This window comes from Parapedobacter flavus, assembly GCF_035818675.1.
GTDB classification, from domain to species: domain Bacteria; phylum Bacteroidota; class Bacteroidia; order Sphingobacteriales; family Sphingobacteriaceae; genus Parapedobacter; species Parapedobacter flavus.
On record NZ_JAYKZZ010000007.1, the window covers coordinates 144249 to 161648 of the forward strand.

20 protein-coding genes are annotated in these 17400 nt (G+C 50.2%); 12 read left to right on the forward strand and 8 right to left on the reverse strand.

Annotation, left to right across the window (positions count from 1 at the left end; all coding sequences use genetic code 11):
- Positions 1–22 precede the first annotated feature (22 nt).
- Both U9S71_RS07480 and U9S71_RS07485 read right to left on the reverse strand, forming a co-directional pair.
- Positions 23–862: an endonuclease/exonuclease/phosphatase family protein gene (locus tag U9S71_RS07480; RefSeq protein ID WP_326326421.1), complete on the reverse strand. Its 840-nt coding sequence runs from the start codon at positions 860–862 to the stop codon at positions 23–25.
- Between the two features lie 28 nt (positions 863–890).
- The gene (locus U9S71_RS07485) at positions 891–1658 is read right to left on the reverse strand and encodes a glycerophosphodiester phosphodiesterase (RefSeq protein WP_326326422.1); all 768 of its coding nucleotides are present in this window, start codon (positions 1656–1658) and stop codon (positions 891–893) included.
- 233 nt (positions 1659–1891) lie between these two features.
- Between U9S71_RS07485 and U9S71_RS07490 the strand changes: the two genes are divergently transcribed.
- Entirely contained in the window at positions 1892–2167 is a 276-nt protein-coding gene (locus U9S71_RS07490; protein ID WP_326326611.1) for a DUF2752 domain-containing protein, read from the forward strand.
- A complete protein-coding gene (locus U9S71_RS07495; protein ID WP_326326424.1) occupies positions 2154–2516 on the forward strand; it encodes a TM2 domain-containing protein in 363 nt (120 codons plus the stop codon). Before U9S71_RS07490 ends, U9S71_RS07495 begins: the two co-directional genes overlap by 14 nt.
- Positions 2517–2519: 3 nt before the next feature.
- Here U9S71_RS07495 and U9S71_RS07500 read toward each other — a convergent pair whose 3' ends face one another.
- Both U9S71_RS07500 and U9S71_RS07505 read right to left on the reverse strand, forming a co-directional pair.
- Entirely contained in the window at positions 2520–3170 is a 651-nt protein-coding gene (locus U9S71_RS07500) for an HD domain-containing protein (protein WP_326326425.1), read from the reverse strand.
- On the reverse strand, positions 3170–4348 hold the full coding sequence (locus tag U9S71_RS07505; RefSeq protein ID WP_326326427.1) for a THUMP domain-containing class I SAM-dependent RNA methyltransferase: 1179 nt from the start codon (positions 4346–4348) through the stop codon (positions 3170–3172). Before U9S71_RS07505 ends, U9S71_RS07500 begins: the two co-directional genes overlap by 1 nt.
- Before the next feature lie 146 nt (positions 4349–4494).
- Between U9S71_RS07505 and U9S71_RS07510 the strand changes: the two genes are divergently transcribed.
- Positions 4495–4884 (forward strand): DUF3127 domain-containing protein, encoded by a 390-nt coding sequence (locus U9S71_RS07510; protein WP_326326429.1) that lies wholly within the window; start codon positions 4495–4497, stop codon positions 4882–4884.
- 90 nt (positions 4885–4974) lie between these two features.
- On the opposite strand, the gene U9S71_RS07515 is transcribed toward U9S71_RS07510, so the two are convergent.
- From U9S71_RS07515 to U9S71_RS07530, 4 genes are read right to left on the reverse strand one after another with little or no spacing between them, the layout of a single operon-like run.
- Positions 4975–5472, reverse strand: coding sequence for a fumarate hydratase (locus U9S71_RS07515; RefSeq protein ID WP_326326430.1), 498 nt, complete (start codon positions 5470–5472; stop codon positions 4975–4977).
- Positions 5473–6870 carry a class II fumarate hydratase gene (gene fumC, locus U9S71_RS07520; RefSeq protein WP_326326432.1) on the reverse strand — a complete coding sequence of 466 codons (1398 nt, stop codon included), beginning with the start codon at positions 6868–6870 and terminating at the stop codon, positions 5473–5475.
- Between the two features lie 60 nt (positions 6871–6930).
- Complete coding sequence (locus tag U9S71_RS07525) at positions 6931–8121, reverse strand: hypothetical protein (RefSeq protein WP_326326433.1); 1191 nt, start codon at positions 8119–8121, stop codon at positions 6931–6933.
- A gap of 41 nt (positions 8122–8162) precedes the next feature.
- Positions 8163–8771 carry a Crp/Fnr family transcriptional regulator gene (locus U9S71_RS07530; RefSeq protein ID WP_326326435.1) on the reverse strand — a complete coding sequence of 203 codons (609 nt, stop codon included), beginning with the start codon at positions 8769–8771 and terminating at the stop codon, positions 8163–8165.
- Positions 8772–9096: 325 nt separating this feature from the next.
- On the opposite strand from U9S71_RS07530, the gene U9S71_RS07535 reads away from it, so the two are divergent.
- From U9S71_RS07535 to U9S71_RS07575, 9 genes are all read left to right on the forward strand, one after another.
- A complete protein-coding gene (locus U9S71_RS07535; RefSeq protein ID WP_326326436.1) occupies positions 9097–9561 on the forward strand; it encodes a c-type cytochrome in 465 nt (154 codons plus the stop codon).
- Between the two features lie 32 nt (positions 9562–9593).
- A complete protein-coding gene (gene nosZ, locus U9S71_RS07540; RefSeq protein WP_326326437.1) occupies positions 9594–11567 on the forward strand; it encodes a Sec-dependent nitrous-oxide reductase in 1974 nt (657 codons plus the stop codon).
- Positions 11568–11590: 23 nt separating this feature from the next.
- On the forward strand, positions 11591–12172 hold the full coding sequence (locus U9S71_RS07545; protein ID WP_326326438.1) for a hypothetical protein: 582 nt from the start codon (positions 11591–11593) through the stop codon (positions 12170–12172).
- A complete protein-coding gene (locus U9S71_RS07550) occupies positions 12169–12609 on the forward strand; it encodes a nitrous oxide reductase accessory protein NosL (protein ID WP_326326440.1) in 441 nt (146 codons plus the stop codon). Before U9S71_RS07545 ends, U9S71_RS07550 begins: the two co-directional genes overlap by 4 nt.
- 13 nt (positions 12610–12622) lie before the next feature.
- Positions 12623–13870 (forward strand): nitrous oxide reductase family maturation protein NosD, encoded by a 1248-nt coding sequence (locus tag U9S71_RS07555; RefSeq protein WP_326326441.1) that lies wholly within the window; start codon positions 12623–12625, stop codon positions 13868–13870.
- A complete protein-coding gene (locus tag U9S71_RS07560; protein WP_326326443.1) occupies positions 13867–14598 on the forward strand; it encodes an ABC transporter ATP-binding protein in 732 nt (243 codons plus the stop codon). The genes U9S71_RS07555 and U9S71_RS07560 overlap by 4 nt, the downstream gene beginning before the upstream one ends.
- The gene (locus U9S71_RS07565; protein WP_326326445.1) at positions 14595–15362 is read left to right on the forward strand and encodes an ABC transporter permease; all 768 of its coding nucleotides are present in this window, start codon (positions 14595–14597) and stop codon (positions 15360–15362) included. The genes U9S71_RS07560 and U9S71_RS07565 overlap by 4 nt, the downstream gene beginning before the upstream one ends.
- 104 nt (positions 15363–15466) lie before the next feature.
- Positions 15467–16420, forward strand: a complete 954-nt coding sequence (ric, locus tag U9S71_RS07570; RefSeq protein ID WP_326326446.1) for an iron-sulfur cluster repair di-iron protein — start codon at positions 15467–15469, stop codon at positions 16418–16420.
- Positions 16421–16432: 12 nt separating this feature from the next.
- Positions 16433–17266: a DUF2249 domain-containing protein gene (locus tag U9S71_RS07575; protein ID WP_326326448.1), complete on the forward strand. Its 834-nt coding sequence runs from the start codon at positions 16433–16435 to the stop codon at positions 17264–17266.
- Positions 17267–17400: the final 134 nt, after the last annotated feature.

Below are 17400 nucleotides of genomic sequence, written 5' to 3' on the forward strand. Positions count from 1 at the left end.
TCTTAACGTTGGCAAATCAATATTATTCGTAATGCACAGTTGCCATTACCGGAAAGTGGTCAGACGGCGTTTTCCCCCCGTCATAGGTATCCGTAAGGATGCCATACCTGATGACGCGGAACGGCTTGGAAAGGAAGATATGGTCGATGCGACTGTCGCCTTTCCGCTTTATATTGAAGCCGCTAAATGTCGCGCTGGGCGCATACCTCAGTTCCGCGAGCTCATAAGCATCGGTTACTTCGCCGCCCTCATTAAGCACCCGGTAACTTTCGTTGTGTTGGTCCACATTGAAATCGCCCATGATGATCATCGGTATGCCGGCACCCAATTCGTGTGCTTTCGCGATGATGAGCTTGGCACTTTCCTTCCGCGCTTCTACGCCCCGGTGGTCAAAGTGGGTATTGAATAGAAAAAATGTAAAGCCCGTTTGCTTATCCTTGAAAAGACCCCACGTGCAGATGCGCGGTAGGACTGCATCCCACCCTTTGTTGGGCGTTTCGGTATTTTCGGAAAGCCAGAAGTCCCCATTCTTGATGATTTCGAACCGGTCCGACCGGAAGAATATGGCCGTATGTTCGCCGCCGTCCTTGCCGTCGTCGCGACCTACGCCGAAGTATTCATAGCCGGGCAGCATGCCAGAAAGGTCTTCGAGTTGATGTTTTAGTCCTTCTTGGGTACCAAAGATATCGAAACCATGAAATTGGATGAGCTTCGCCAAATGGGGCGACCGGTCCTTCCAAAGGTTGCCGGTATCGGTAGGTGCATCGTACCGGATATTGTAGGTGGCCACGTTAAACTCCTGGGCAGTAGCGATAGCCAAACCCGTAACCAAGAAGGCGATGATAAAGACAATTCTGTTCATATGCTCCTTACTCTTTATTCCTTAATCTTTAATTCTTGCTCCTTCTTCTCTTCTTGTTTTCCTTTTTGAACTGCTTGATCACATCATTCAGTAAAGCGGGCTGGTCCGTAGTGATAAATTCTACCTGCTGGTTTAACATCGTGCGCATGTCTTCTTCGGTATTAACTGTCCACACATTTATGGCCAGTCCAAGATCGTGTGCTTCTTTTATCCACGTCGGATTTTTCTGGAAGACTTTGAAATTGTAATCCAGGCCTGCAAAGCCATCCTGCTTGGCTTGGGCAGGTGTGATATCGCCACTGAGGTAGTATACCTTGGCCTTGGGGTCGAGTTCCACGATACGTTTGCAGGCGTCGTAATCAAATGCGATGTATTCTACATATTTCTGGGCGCCCAGGCGCTTTACCAATTCCACCGTCAGGTCGGCCGACTCCAGGGTGCGTTCTTTCCCCAGCTTGGATGTTTTCAGTTCGTAGATGAGCTTTGTTCTTTTCTGTTTCATTCCTTCGCGGAGATAGGCTTCAGCGGTAGGGATAAGCTCGCCATTGGGGTGTTTTTTGGCCAGCAGCTCGTCATAGGTGGCGGTGCCGATGTCGATGCCGTAAAAGTCATTGTCGTGGTTTACCACCAGTACGCCATCTTTGGTAAGGTGTACGTCAAACTCGGTGCCTGCACATTTCAATTCAATGGCACGGTGCAGTGACGCGATGGAGTTTTGCGGAAATCCTTCGACTTTCCATGCCCCGCGGTGGGCAATGACTTGCGTTACGGATTGGGCAGAAGATACGTGCCACATAGTACATACGATTAACGTGCAGAAAATACGGATAAGGGGTTTCATTCTTTATTTTTTTATAACATCGGATTGTGCTAATCAACCTGATTAGTCGGGTTAAAGGTAAACATTTTATCAAACGGGTGAAATCGGGGTGGCAATAATTTAGAAATCTATTGTAACTTTATGGCTTCAAATGCATCTTAATGGAAATGTACGGCAGGTACTCGTTTTCAAAGTTGCCCATCGAATGGATGTGCTGGGTGTCAGCGTTGTTCTTGCTCTATTTTTCGAATCCACATGCACATCATTTTTCACTGTGCCCGTTGGATAACCTGGGCGTGGCGTGGTGCCCGGGATGTGGGTTGGGGCGTTCCATCGCGCTATTATTGCACGGTGAATGGCAGGAGTCGATCCGGTTGCATTGGCTAGGAATTCCTGCTTTTTTGGTCATCGTACATCGTATTTATAATTTATCAAAGCGAACATATAATCATTGGACTAATACATACCAACATGAGCAACCGTAATATACTGATGACCATCAGGGGTATCTCTCCCGAAGAATTGATGTTCTTGGAGCATACCACCAAGACGTTTACCGAAGAGCAAACGAAGCATTTCGTATTTATCTACGATAACAAACGGAAAAATGCACAGGACATCCTATTGTTTACGTTATTGGGTTTCCTTGGCTTTGCAGGTATCCAACGTTTTGTGATCAATCAGGTGGCCATGGGGATTATTTATTTCCTTACATTGGGCTTCTGCTGGATCGGCACCATCGTCGACCTGATCAACCATAAGAGCATGACCGATGAATATAATCAACGCGTTGCCCGCGATACGGCAATGATGGTGATGGGAGGATATGTATAGTTTCTAAGGAGCTACATCTCCCCATTCCTTATAAAACTGCTTAAGGTATTGTTCCATGAATTGGTGCCGCTCTTCGGCTATCCGCTTCGCTGCAGCCGTGTTCATTTTGTCTTTCAGGAGCAGCAGTTTTTCATAAAAATGGTTGAGGGTAGGAGCAGTGCTGTTTTTGTAAGCTGCCTTATCTTGGTCAGGTTGTGGCGGAATACCCGGATTATATAATTCCCGATTCTTAAATCCACCGTAATGGAAAGCGCGAGCAATGCCTATTGCGCCCATGGCGTCCAATCGGTCAGCATCCTGAACAATTTCAAGTTCCTTGGAATGAAAAACTACGGTTCCTAAGTTGGCCTTGTAAGAGAGGTTGCTGATGATTTGCTGTACGTGAGCGACGGTCTGTAGAGGCACCCCGATGCTGTTAAGGAACTCGCCCGCTATTCGCGGACCGATGGTCTCGTCGCCATCATGGAATTTGCTGTCGGCAATGTCGTGTAGCAACGCGGCGAGCTCACAGACTAATCGGTCGCCCGTTTCGTGCTCCAACAATAGCTTCACCTGGTTCCATACGCGCAGGATGTGCCACCAATCGTGCCCGGCCTCTGCTTGGGCAAGCTGTTTGCGTACAAAGTCGGCTGTTTGATCAATATATGCGTGCATCAGTCTTTTTCTTCCGTGCGCGGCCTGCGGCTCCCTTCATATATTTCGTATTCGAGCAGGCGGCAGTCGAGTTTGCCGTTGTAGAATTCCACCCTCCGCGAGGTGTGGAGCCCTATTTTCTTGGCCAGGTCTGGATTACCGGTAAACACATATCCCCGTTTTCCGCGGCAATGTTGCTTCAGGAAATCACCGATGCGGCTGTAGGTGGCCTCCAATTTCGTATGGACACCCATCCGCTCGCCGTATTCGGGATTGAATACCACCACGCCGGCACCTTCGGGAAGCGGTGTGTCTGCAAAATCACATACATGGAAGTCGATCAGCTGATCAACGCCGGCGGTCTTGGCATTGGCTTGCGCAATGTCCACGGCTTCCCTTGACAGGTCAGAAGCAATGATGGTTGCTGTTGGTTTTTTGTTGACCTGTTCTTTCAGCCGCCGCCTTTCGGAGAAAAATACCTGCTCGTCATACCCTAGGATATGCATAAAAGCGTAGTTCATCCGGAATAGGCCAGGCTTGCGGTTAGTGGCGATGAGCGCCGCCTCGATAGCCAGTGTGCCCGACCCGCACATGGGGTTCACAAAGGCCGACTCGCCATCCCATGCCGTAGCATAAACCACACCGGCGGCTAGCGCCTCCAGCATCGGCGCTTTGCCCGGATGCTTACGGTAGCCATGCTTAGCCAGTGTTTCCCCCGAAGTGTCGAGGTAGATTTCTGCCTCGTTATCCTGCCAGTAAAGGTGCACCACCGTTTTGTGCTGATCGGGGCCACTATCCGGGCGAAGTCCCTTCTTGGCTTTGATGCGGTCGGCAATCGCATCCTTTACTTTAAGGTTGGCGAATAGGGGTGTGGTAATGGTGGGATTGTTTACGTTAGAGGTTACGGAAACATAACCATCAAACGCAATCAACTCTTCCCACGCGATAGCAGATAGCGCTTTATAAAGTTCATCGGGATTACGTGCCGGAAACGCTGCCAACGAGTAAAGCACCTGGCTGGCACAATGTAGGTTAAGGTTCAGCCGGATGCAATCGTTGAGTGTAGCGGTGAGCTCCACGCCGGTGGCAAAACCACGCTTGATATCGAATCCCAACTGCCGTACTTCCGCCTGTAAATAGGGCGAGAGTTTTCGGTTGCAGGTAATGATGATTTTACTGGGGGTGTTGAAAACTTCCATAAGATTTTGGCAAAGGTACTTATTAATGTAAGTAAAAAATGTCTAATTTTACCATTTCATTAACAACACGTAATTATAGTAACCGGAATGACGGAACCTAACCGGCAGCAATTGTTTAGTTGGGTTTTGGCAAAAAGAAAGAAGTAATGGAAATAAGAGGAAAAGTACACGAAATTGGCGACGTGCAGCAAGTGACCGATACATTTAAGAAGCGGGATTTAATCGTGCAGTATGCGGAAAATCCGCAGTTTGTCGAGTATATCCGGTTCGAGGCGACCCAAGACCGGACGTCGTTGTTTGATAGCTTGAATGTAGGCGATGAGGTAGAAGTGTCTTTCAATCTCCGTGGGCGTCCGTGGACGAATAAGGATGGGGTAACCAGCTATTTCAATTCGTTGGTAGCGTGGCGAGTGGCTAAAGTGACTGCCGAGCCCGTTCAGGCCGGACAACCAAGCGGTGCCCCGCAACAAGCTGCTACGCCTCCTACGGTCGATATCTCTGCCGATGATGGGAAAGACGATGACTTGCCATTTTAAGGAATATAGTTTGAGTTGATTTTAAATCGAGAAGTGTCCCGCCAACCGGCGGGACGCTTTTTTTAGTGCTTGTTATTTATCAATTCGACTTCATTCCCACCGTTTTCTCGGCACACAGGTGATATCGGCTGTTTTGTATAAGCGGAGCGGCCGTGGGTCGTAGCGGTTTTCGAGTGTCAGCGAATCAGCACTATGCCGTACAATTTTGAACCGTGGAAGGTATTGCCCGATCCGATAACAGCCCGACATTTTCGGCCGCCAATCTGGGTCCGTATACTGGCCATCCACAATGAGGCTATCGCCCCGCACCACGTATATCCCTTTGGCATATTCAACCCACTGCCCGCCGTTGTAGCATGAATCGGCAATGTTCCTAACCTTTGAAGTAACATGCATAGTGGCATAGATGGAATCGCAGGTGAACTTCAGTTCGTACAACGTGAACTGGAGCAGTGCATCCTGCATCGGGATGCTATCTTGCACCCATACCCCTTGCAGGTAATCGGCTCCGTGATATTGCATGTCTGAATTGAAGCGGCAGCCACCCGCCAGCAGAAAAAGCATACTGGCCAAAAATAGCCACTTCACTTATTTCAGCCCCCCAATCATGTCTCCAGGCCGTACCCACTCATCAAACTGCTCGTTGGTCAATAGGTCCAATTCGAGGGCGGCTTCCCGTAATGATTTGTTCTCCTTGTGTGCTTTTTTAGCAATTTTGGCAGCGTTTTCGTAACCGATATGCGGATTGAGCGCCGTTACGAGCATCAGTGAATTTTCGAGGTGCTTCTTAATACCATCGCGATTGGGTTCGATGCCGATAGCGCAATGGTCGTTGAAAGATACGCAGGCATCGCCGATAAGCCGGGCGGACTGCAGGAAGTTGGCTGCCATGACCGGTTTGAACACGTTCAATTCGTAATGGCCGTTGGCGCCGCCAAAAGCAATGGCTACATCGTTGCCGATGACTTGCGCGGCTACCATGGTCAGGGCTTCGCATTGTGTAGGATTTACTTTTCCCGGCATGATGGACGAGCCCGGCTCGTTTTCCGGAATGATGATCTCGCCGATGCCGGACCGCGGGCCGGAGGCCAACATGCGGATGTCGTTGGCGATTTTATGCAGCGACACCGCCAATTGCTTCAATGCACCATGGCTTTCCACAATAGCGTCGTGCGAAGCCAATGCCTCGAATTTGTTGGGTGCCGTAACGAACGGCAACCCCGTAAAATCAGCGATATACCTAGCTACGTTTTCCGCATATCCCTTCGGAGTGTTGATGCCCGTGCCTACGGCGGTACCGCCGAGGGCAAGTTCGGAGAGATGGGCCATGGTATTGCGGAGTGCTTTGAGTCCATAATCAAGCTGGGCTACATAGCCCGAAAACTCCTGTCCAAGAGTAAGTGGCGTAGCGTCCATTAAGTGTGTGCGCCCAATCTTCACCACTTGGGCGAAAGCCTCCGATTTGGCTTTCAACGTATCGCGCAATTTTTCAACGCCCGGTATAGAGGTTTCCACCAGTCGCTTGTAAGCGGCGATGTGCATGGCCGTAGGGTACGTGTCGTTAGACGATTGCGATTTGTTGACATCGTCGTTGGGGTGGATGAGCGGCTTCCCTTCGCCGAGCTTATGGCCTTGAAGTACGTGCGCACGGTTGGAAACCACCTCATTCACGTTCATGTTGGACTGGGTGCCCGATCCGGTCTGCCAGATGACCAAGGGGAATTGGTCGGCCAGCTGGCCCGCGAGTATCTCATCGCATACCTGCGCAATAAGGTCACGCTTTTCTACAGGAAGTACGCCGGCCTCCGCATTGGTATAAGCGGCGGCTTTTTTGAGGTAAGCAAACGCTTCAATGATTTCACTGGGCATGGAAGCCGAGGGGCCAATCTTGAAATTGTTGCGGGAGCGCTCTGTTTGAGCACCCCAGTATTTATCGGCAGGTACTTGCACCTCGCCCATCGTATCGTGTTCTATTCGGTATGACATGGAATCGTTATTTTGATATGCTGCAAAGGTACGAAGATACAGGAGATGTGAAAATGTATCTCATGAACCTTTATGCCGCTGGCTCAGCAACAGACCTGCAACGCCGATAAGGAGCGTACCGGCCGCGACCGCCAGCAACAAGGGCACATGATGGATAGGTGTGCGCGCCAATCCCGAAATGCCCTGCGCCATCAAGAGCAATTCATTCAGTATAACGCCAGCCACGAAGACGATGGTCGACGCGATGGCTAGGCGGTTGATTTGCAGCAAGCCACCGATATAGCTGTACGCCATGATGAAAAGGCTGATGACAGCCAGTAAAACGAGGTGTAGGTAACCGATGACAATGGGGCGAAAACTGTAACTCAATTGGCTCAGTGATGGAATGACCGATAGCCCTTGTAGAACAAACTTGATGATCGCAGCGGTAGCCACACCAATAAGCAGCCATTTTGCCACGGCGGTGAATGAACGCCCGAACACCAGCCGATGTGCCACACAGCTACGCAGCCACTGTGCCCAAGCGATGCTTTGTGCCACCACCGCCGCTACCGCACTGGCGTAAAGCCAGGCAGGCATATCCCACCAGAGTACCGAAAGTAAGTAATTGATCGGGCACGTTAACGCGAATAACCAAAATATGGCCGTTGGATGTTTTACAGATACGCCAATACGATTGAACCCATGTTGCACCAGCGCCATGCACGCAAAGAAAAACCAGCCGTTGTACTGGAAATGTAAGTAAAAATATACCGAGGCGAGTTGTAGCCGGGAGTCCATATTGTTTGACGTCATGAGGTGGGCCAGGTAAAATGTACCTATGGATGACAACACGAGAAACAGCAGTGCTGCCCGAAGCCAATGAAAGGCAATGGAATGACGGCCGCTGTTCGCCATATCTCGCCAACACATCACTGCAAAAACGTAGGAAACCGCGACGGTTGCCGTTGATGCCATAATGGAGTAAAGCCCATAGCCTTGGAGAAAGAAGCTGATGAGCATGCCGTAGCTTGCCAGCAAGTTGGCAATAACCGTGAGTTGATACCGCCAAGGTAGCTTTTCGTGTTGTTGCCGGTTGAAAACCATCGCCGCTACCAACACCATCAATGCATGCGACACCCACCCGGCGAACGCGAAATGGGAATGGGCATGGAGCAGGAATTTCTGGTTGATTACCGGCATGGGAAGCAGCACTTTCATCCGCATCAACAGGCCGAGCGCGGCAACCAATACGAGATTGAAAAATGCCATTAGTACCCATTGGCGCACAGTGATACGGTTAAGGGCCGCCGTCAGACCCCGTCGGCCGGAACGAATACTTTGCCTTTTACGATGCATAACTTGTCCTCTTGTTGCAATTGCTTGATGGCCCGGATGACCGTTTCAACCCGCAATCCGAGCATGTTGGCCAGTTGCTGCCGGGTAACCATCAACCGGTTGCAGTCTTGGCATATCAGCTTTCCGTGCCGGTTAAAATAATAAATTAACTCAACAAGTGCACTTTGGGGATTGTTTTTAGCTAGCGCATTGAACAAAAAAACCTTGAAACGTAAATGCGAGACCAAAGACTTGGTAAACGTCAAGTGGATGTCGGGATGTTCAGCCAGCAGTTCATGGAACGAGGCACCCCCTAACCGTAGGAGGGTGCAGGACGAATCAGCCACGGCGCTGGCCCCATAGGGCTCCCCATCGAAAAGCGGCAACTCACCGAAAGCTTCACCAGCTTCCACGATTTGGTGAAGTACTTCTTTCCCATTGTCGTCAAAGTGCGACCACCTGACCCTACCCGAAACCAATTGATAGTAGAATGTTGCCGGGGCGCCTTCATTGAAAATGGTTTCACCCGCCTCGGTATACCGATAGGTGGCGCCTTTTTCGAATAGTAAATCGGTGTCGATCATGATATGTTGAGATTAAAACAGTATCAACATTTCGTTAGCAATAAGCGATAGATACAAAAGTAATGGCTGGTATACGAAGGCCACATGACTGTTGTCAACTGTAGAAGTGACAACAATCATATATCATCAGTATATTGTTGAAAGGTAATTAGTTAATGGTTTCCTGATATGGACTTGTGCGATATAACAGGTTGTTTTGTGACCGTACGCATAAAATCGCTGGCGCATGCTAGTTAGTTTTGCTTCGTACGAAACAAAAGACATAATAAGAAAAACAATTCGTGCGCTGATGGGTTACCATGAAATAACCCTAAAAAATAAAAAAATGAAAAAGCTACTGGTTCTACTAACGCTGGGAATTGCGCTGTACGCATGCTCCCAAGGAGGAAAACAAAACAACGACAACAATGCGGCCACCCAGTCTACGGCTAACCCCGAAGACTACGATCCTACGCGGGGTGAAGGAAAGTTTGAAAACGTGGACGTAGGCGACAACTTGGACGTGGCCATGGCCAAGGAAGGCAAAACGATTGCTGACCTGAAATGTGCAAGCTGCCATAAATATACCGATGAACGGCTGGTCGGACCCGGATGGGCTGGCGTTACCGAAAAACACCGTCCAGAATGGATTATGAATTTTATTACCAACCCCGATCCGATGATCGATAAAGACCCCGAATTACAGGCGCAGTTGGAAATCTGTTTGGTGCGCATGCCCAATCAGAACCTTTCCGACGACGATGCACGTAAGATACTGGAGTTCATGCGTGAAAATGACGGGGTACAATAGCGATACTTATTGATCACTAAATATATCGTATAATGAAACCAAAACAATATCTCCTGTGGATGGCCGCCGTAGCCGCGGTGTCGCTGTCCTTCAATGCTTGCAGGCCCAAAGGTGCGGGAAGCGCCGTTTCTGGAAATGCGGCCCAACGGACGTATGTGCCCCCAGGGCAGTATGACGAGTTTTATACCTTCACGTCTGGTGGGTTCAGCGGGCAGATGAGCGTATATGGCTTGCCCAGCGGCCGGTTATTCCGGGTAATCCCCGTTTTCTCGGTCGACCCCGAAAAAGCATGGGGGTTCAGCGAAGAATCCAAGCCTATGCTGATGACCTCCCATGGCTTCGTTCCCTGGGATGACCTGCACCACATCGAATCGTCTTTCACGGATGGTATGCCCGATGGCAAGTGGGTGTTTGCCAACTCCAACAATACGCCACGCCTGGCCCGGATAGACCTCACGACGTTCCGCACGGCGGAAATCATTGAAATTCCCAATACGGGCGGTAACCACTGCTCGCCGTTTACTACGGAAAACTCGGAATATGTTATCGCGGCAACGCGCTTCAGCGTACCGCCGGATGGGCCCGAGGGCGATGTGCCTATCGATTCGTACAAGGAAAATTTCAAGGGCCACATCAGTTTCGTAAGCGTGGATAAAGAAACCGGCGAATTCGATATCGCGTTCCAGCTTAAAACCCCCGGTCTGAACTTCGACTTGTCCGGTGCAGGAAAAGGTATATCAGGTGGATGGCTGTTTATTAGTTGCTACAACTCAGAACAGGCCCACACCTTGCAGGAAGTCAACGCCTCGCAAAACGATAAGGACTTCATCATGGCCATCAACTGGAAGAAAGCGGAAGAATATTTCAAGGCAGGACGGGGTACCAAGCAAACCAATGTGCGCTATGCGCACAACAAATGGGATGAACATACCCATAGTGCCACCCACGAAATTAAAACCGAAGTTACCGTATTGGATATTGCCGATTTCGACGACTTGGCATATTTGCTCCCCTGTCCGAAGTCGCCCCACGGAGCTGATGTGAACCCCACGGGCGAATACATTGTAGGCAGTGGTAAACTCGCCGCGTTGATTCCAGTATTCAGTTTTGAGAAGTTGCAAAATGCCATTGCTAATAAGGAGTTCGAAGGCGAGCGTTATGGCGGCATCCCCGTTATGAAGTACGAGTCGGTACTGCATGGCGAAGTCCAGAAGCCCGGACTAGGCCCCCTGCACACCGAGTTTGACGCGAAGGGCAATGCCTATACGTCGTTCTTCGTTTCGTCGGAAGTGGTCAAATGGAATGTGGAATCATTGGAAGTCCTCGACAGGCAACCGACCTATTATTCCGTTGGCCACTTGATGGTGGCGGGAGGAAACTCGAAGAACCCCTATGGCAAATATTTGGTGGCGTATAACAAGATCACCAAAGACCGGTTCCTGCCTACAGGTCCCGAATTGGCGCACAGTGCCCAATTGTTTGACATTAGTGGCGATAAAATGGAACTGCTCCTCGATTTCCCGACCATCGGCGAACCCCATTATGCACAAGCCATACCGGCGGAGATGCTGATGGATAAATCGTTGAAGATATACGACATCAACGCCAACGCGCATCCACATAAAACGAATGGTGAAGCTGAAGCACGCATAGAGCGTGACGGCAATATAGTGCGGGTGTACATGACCACCATCCGGTCTCACCTCACACCCGACGTCATCGAAGGCATACGGATGGGAGATGAGGTCTATTTCCACGTGACCAACATTGAGCAGGACTGGGATATGCCCCATGGGTTTGCCATCAAAGGTGCCAATAACTCCGAGTTGCTGGTGATGCCCGGAGAAACCGTAACGTTGAAATGGACACCGGATCGTGTGGGTATCTTCCCATTCTATTGCACCGACTTCTGTTCGGCATTGCACCAGGAAATGTCAGGCTATGTGCGGGTTTCTCCGAAAGGGAGCAACGTGCCCATGACGGCCTATACCGGCACCAAAAAATAAATGACGTGAAAAGCCAATATCCTATGAAATCATTGCACAGGGCCATACTCGCAATCAGCGGCGTGGCCCTGCTTGCCGTCATCGCATTGCCGATATGGCGTATCGAACTGGATGCTGCGCAGTATCCCGAAGGGCTCGAACTGTTGATATACAGCTATAAACTGGAGGGACAGGTCGACATCATTAATGGATTGAATCATTACATCGGAATGAAAGTGCTCCATGCCGATGACTTTATCGAGTTTACCGTACTACCTTACCTGATTGGTGTTTACGGACTCGCCTTTCTTGTGGTGGGGCTTTTGGGGCGGCGACGTTTGTTATATATCCTGTTTGGGGCATTCCTGCTCTTCGGGGTCGTTTCGATGGTCGATTTTTGGCGTTGGTTGTACGAGTACGGGCACGATCTCGACCCCACGGCACCTATACAGGTGCCCGGCATGGCGTACCAGCCCCCGCTGATCGGGTTCAAACAATTGCTCAACTTCGGTGCATTTTCCATACCCGATGTGGGGGGGTGGATATTTATTTCCTGTGGTGTGCTGTTGGCATACTGCGTTTTCGCCGAATGGCGATTGGTTAATAGAATACAAGTAGTATCATGAATATCAAACGATTAATAGGTTTATTTGCGACGGGGCTGATGTTGGCCGTCCAAGCCTGTGGGGGCGGTGAGCCGCAACCCATCAATTACGGGCACGACCAGTGCGGCCATTGCAGGATGACCATCAGCGACGCGCGTTTCGGATGCCAGTTGGCCACCACGAAGGGTCGGGCGTACAATTTCGACGATGTGCAATGCATGATCGCTTTTGTGAAGGCCGGCAACGTTGCCCCGGAAGATGTGGCTGAATACTACCTGCCCGATTATAGCCAAGCAAATAAATTGCTTCCTTCGGATGGACTTTTCTTCCTGAAAAGTGAGTCCTTGAAAAGTCCCATGCGCGGCGACATCGCGGCGTTTGCGACCCGGGAAGAACTGGCACAAGTGCAAGAGACCCATGGCGGTGAGGAACTGACCTGGGCTGACGTCTGGAAATAAGTGGAACGTATCAATGTTAAGGCCTATTTACCGTGTTTTTAGTGCGTGTGTTTGCCTGATGGTGGGCGGCGTGGGATATGCCGCTACCATCCAGGTTGGCCCGTCGCATCCTATAACTTCCATTAAGCAGGCATTGGCGCAGGCAGCGGCAGGCGATACCATCCGAGTGCACGGTGGTATATACCGGGAGGGCAATATCGAAATCCGAAAGGCTGTTGCGTTGATCGGCGTGGGTAACCCCATCATCGACGGTGAAAAGGAACATGAACCTTTTTCCATTTTCGCCCCCTATGTAACGATAAGTGGGTTTACGGTCAAAGCGTCCGGCCAATCTTCCATACGCGATATCGCAGCCATCAAGGTCTACGATACACACCACATAACCATTGCGGACAATACGCTTGACGATAACTTTTTCGGTATCTATTTGCAGGCTTCCCAGCAATGTACAGTGCGCAACAATCGGCTTACGGCGTATGGCGAGACCGAACAGCTCACCGGAAATGGGATACACAGTTGGAAAAGTGACAGCCTTCAAATTGTCGGTAATACCATTGTAGGCCACCGCGATGGGATATACCTCGAGTTCGTCACGCACACGGAAGTGCGTGATAATGTCGCATCGGATAACCGGCGGTATGGGCTCCACTTTATGTTTTCGCACGAAAACGGTTACTACGGGAATACCTTTTCCCGCAATGGCGCGGGTGTGGCCGTGATGTATACCAAACGGGTACGCATGGAAAACAATGTATTCAGCGAGAACTGGGGCGATGCGGCCTACGGATTGTTGCTTAAGGATATCACCGATAGCCACATCGAGCACAACGTGTTTTCCCGAAATACCACCGGGATACTGATGGAAGGAAGCAACCGTGTGCAGATACAGCGTAACCAGTTTGAAGCAAACGGCTGGGCGATGAAAATGCAATCCAGCTGTATGGACAACATGCTTACACAGAATAATTTTGTGCAAAATACATTCGATTTGGCGACCAACGGATCATTGAAACTCAATACCTTTGTGCGCAATTACTGGGATAAATACGAAGGGTACGACCTCAATAAGGACAAGGAGGGGGATGTTCCCTATCGGCCGGTCAGCCTGTTTTCTATGGTGGTGGAGAAGTACCCCGCAGCTATGCTACTGTTCCGGAGCTTCATGGTTACGCTGCTAGACCGTACCGAACGGGTGATGCCCAGCCTTATCCCCGAAGATTTGAAGGATGATTTTCCGATGATGAACCCCGTCGCCTTATGATTACCATACAACAACTATCCAAGCGGTTTGGCAAACTGCAAGTGCTCGATGACGTTTCACTCACGTTGTTGGGCGGGGAATGCGTAGCCCTGATCGGCCCCAATGGGAGCGGGAAAACGACGCTGATCAAAGCGATACTGGGCATGGTTGTACCGCAATCGGGGACGATTCTTTTCAAGGGGAATCCGATTGGCTGGCAATGGGAGTACCGGCGCGACATTGGTTACATGCCACAGATAGGCCGGTATCCGGAAAATATGACCATTGGACAGGTGCTGGACATGATGCGCGATATCCGCAAAATGCCGGAAACAGCGTTAGACAAGGATCTTTTCAACGTGTTCGAACTGCATAACATGCTCGATAAGCGCATGGGTACATTGTCGGGCGGAACAAGGCAGAAAGTGAGCGCCTGCCTGGCGTTTATGTTCAAGCCCGAGGTGCTCATCCTCGACGAACCCACCGCTGGTCTGGATCCGGTAGCCACCGAATTGTTGAAAGATAAAATATTAGCAGAAAGAAGTAAAGACAAATTGATTGTCATTACCTCGCACGTGTTGAGTGATTTGGATGATTTGGCCAGCCAGGTCATCTACATGCAGGATGGGCAGCCGCTATTCCACAAATCATTGGCTGTTTTGAAAGAAGAAACGGGCACCGACAAACTGGGCAAGGCCATCGCCAAGGTCATGGCCAAAGAAGCAACCGGGAGGGGGGTAACGGTATGAACAAGATTGTAAAATACGTCATCGCAGACCTGCTGCGCAGTCGAACGGTCATGGTATATGCCGCAGCCCTGCTGGTGTTATCTTTCAGTGTGTTCAGTATTGAAGACAACGCCGATAAAGGGGTAGTCAGCCTGCTGAACATCATCCTGTTCGTCGTCCCCTTGGTAAGCATCATTTTTTCGACGGTGTATCTGTATAACAGCGCAGAATTTATCGAATTGCTCGTTAGCCAACCACTAAAACGCCGAACGATCTGGCTGAGCATATTCACCGGACTGGCCGGTGCCGTGGCACTCGCTTTCCTCATTGGCGTAGGCATACCCATCCTGCTTTATGCGTTTACCCCTTCGGGAATTATATTGCTGCTTTGCGGTACGTTACTATCCGTGGTGTTCGTGGCGATCGCCCTATGGGCGGCGGTGCGTATCCGCGATAAGGCAAAAGGCATTGGCCTGTCTATCTTGCTATGGCTTTACTTCGCGCTGCTTTTCGACGCGCTGGTGCTGTTTATCCTGTTCCAGTTTGCCGATTACCCGATTGAAAAGGGCATGGTTGCCGTATCGATGCTCAATCCGATCGACATTAGTAGGATATTGATTTTGTTGCAGGTCGATCTATCGGCAATGATGGGCTATACCGGAGCCATTTTCCGGAATTTCTTCGGAACGGGGTGGGGCATGGCGATAACAACCTTGGTACTATTATTATGGGTCACGGTCCCCGTGTGGTTTTCCACGCGGTTTTTTGAACGACGCGACCTCTAATCATACAGCAAATGACAACGCAATGTCAAAAAATAAAGTAGTAAATGAATAAAGGACAAAAATGTCCGATATTAGTAGATGTTTAACAAATAAACGAAAGAATCATGATTAAAACAGCAGTATTGGATGTGACGCAGCTAGAACCGCGGTTAAAACATCCCACCATTTTCGAACATTTCGACGCATTGGAACAAGGCGAAAGCTTCATCATTCACAACGACCACGACCCGCGGCCGCTTTATTACCAATTGCTAGGCGAACGCGGTAATATTTTTACTTGGGATTACCTGGAATCGGGCCCTGAAACGTGGCAGGTACAGCTAACCAAACCGGCTGCCGAGGCAGCGGAAACTGTTGGCGAGATTGCGGCGAAGGATATGCGCAAAGCTGAGGTATTCAAGAAGCTGGGCATCGATTTCTGCTGTGGCGGAAAGAAAACATTGAAGGAAGCCATTGCAGAGGTAGGGTTGACCGAAGCGCAGGTCAAGGAGGAATTGGAACGGTCGGAAGCTGCTGGCGGCGGACAGGCTACGCACGATTTCGATTCGTGGGATCTAGGTTTTTTGGCCGACTACATTTATAATGTACATCATAAATATGTCCGCGAAAGTGGCCCTGTCATAGAACAATTAGCAGAAAAGGTGGCATCGCGCCATGGTGCCGTGCATCCAGAGCTTTTCGAATTGTCAAAAGGTTTAAAAGAGCTGATGGCCGACATGTATAACCACCAACAAAAGGAAGAGCGTGTACTATTTCCGGCCATTAAAACCCTGGAAGCCAACGGTGAGCCGGGACAGATGACCATCGGAATTGAAGGGCCGGTACACATGATGGAGGCAGAGCACGACTCCGCAGGCGACGAACTCAAGGCGTTACGGAAATTGACGAAAGATTATGAGCTGCCGGCCGACGCGTGCAATTCCTATACCTATCTCTTCGAAAAGATCAAGGAATTTGAGAACGACCTCTTCCAACATATTCATTTGGAAAACAATATCCTGTTTCCCAAGGCATTGAAATTGGAAAAAGAACGCTTGAGTAGCGCCGGGGCATTGTAGGGAGAAAATGTTATGGTTATCAACGAACATACTCGGGTATCTGAGGTGATTAAGGCCAATGCCGACAGCATAGCCGCGATAGCGGCATTGGCCAAGCCCCTGCGTAAATTGAACAATCCACTGCTGCGGCGGGTGATGGCGCCGCGGGTGACGTTGGCCGAAGCAGCCGCCATTGGCGGCTGCGCTTTGGCGGATATCCGGGCAGCGTTGGAACCGCTGGGTTTCCACTTTGCAGCAGATAAATCTGCTGCGGGACCGGAGATACCCAAGCCGACGCAGCAACCCGACTGGCTCGCTGGCGCAAGCGCTACGGAAAAGGACCTTTTTGACGTGCGCGGCATCATCGAGTCCGGCGATGACCCCCTGAAGGCAATCGTTCAACGATACCGCGCGTTGCCACCGGGAAACCTGTTATGTATCATTAACTCGTTTATCCCATATCCGCTGCTCAGTTTGCTGGAGAAAAAAGGTGCTATAAGCTATGTAGAAACCGTGGCCACAAATGAGCACCATACCTGGTTCTTCAAACCGGGGGCGCCACAGGAAGAAACGGAAACAGCGGCCACAGACCGTGTGGTGATGCACGACGGTCCATCATTCGGGCAAGTGTTGGAAGCTTATCCGGAAGCACGGCGCGTCCAGCTGGATGTGCGCCCGCTACCCATGCCACAACCCATGGAAACCATCCTGGAAACGTTACCTACATTAGCGCCTAACCAAGTGCTGTACGTACAGCATAAACGGGTGCCCCTGCACCTGTTGGAAGAACTCGCCGACCAAGCGTATACCGCACACATCCATGAGGTGGACGAGGGGGACGTGCGGATGTTGATTGTTAGTAGTTAATAGTTAGTATTTAGTACATAGTACTTAGTATAGTAGTGAGTAGTTAGTACGTAATACTTAGTATGTAGACGGGGAGCAGGGATTAAGGTTCAAAGGATTAAGAAACAGAGCGCAAACAGCAAAAAAGCAAAACA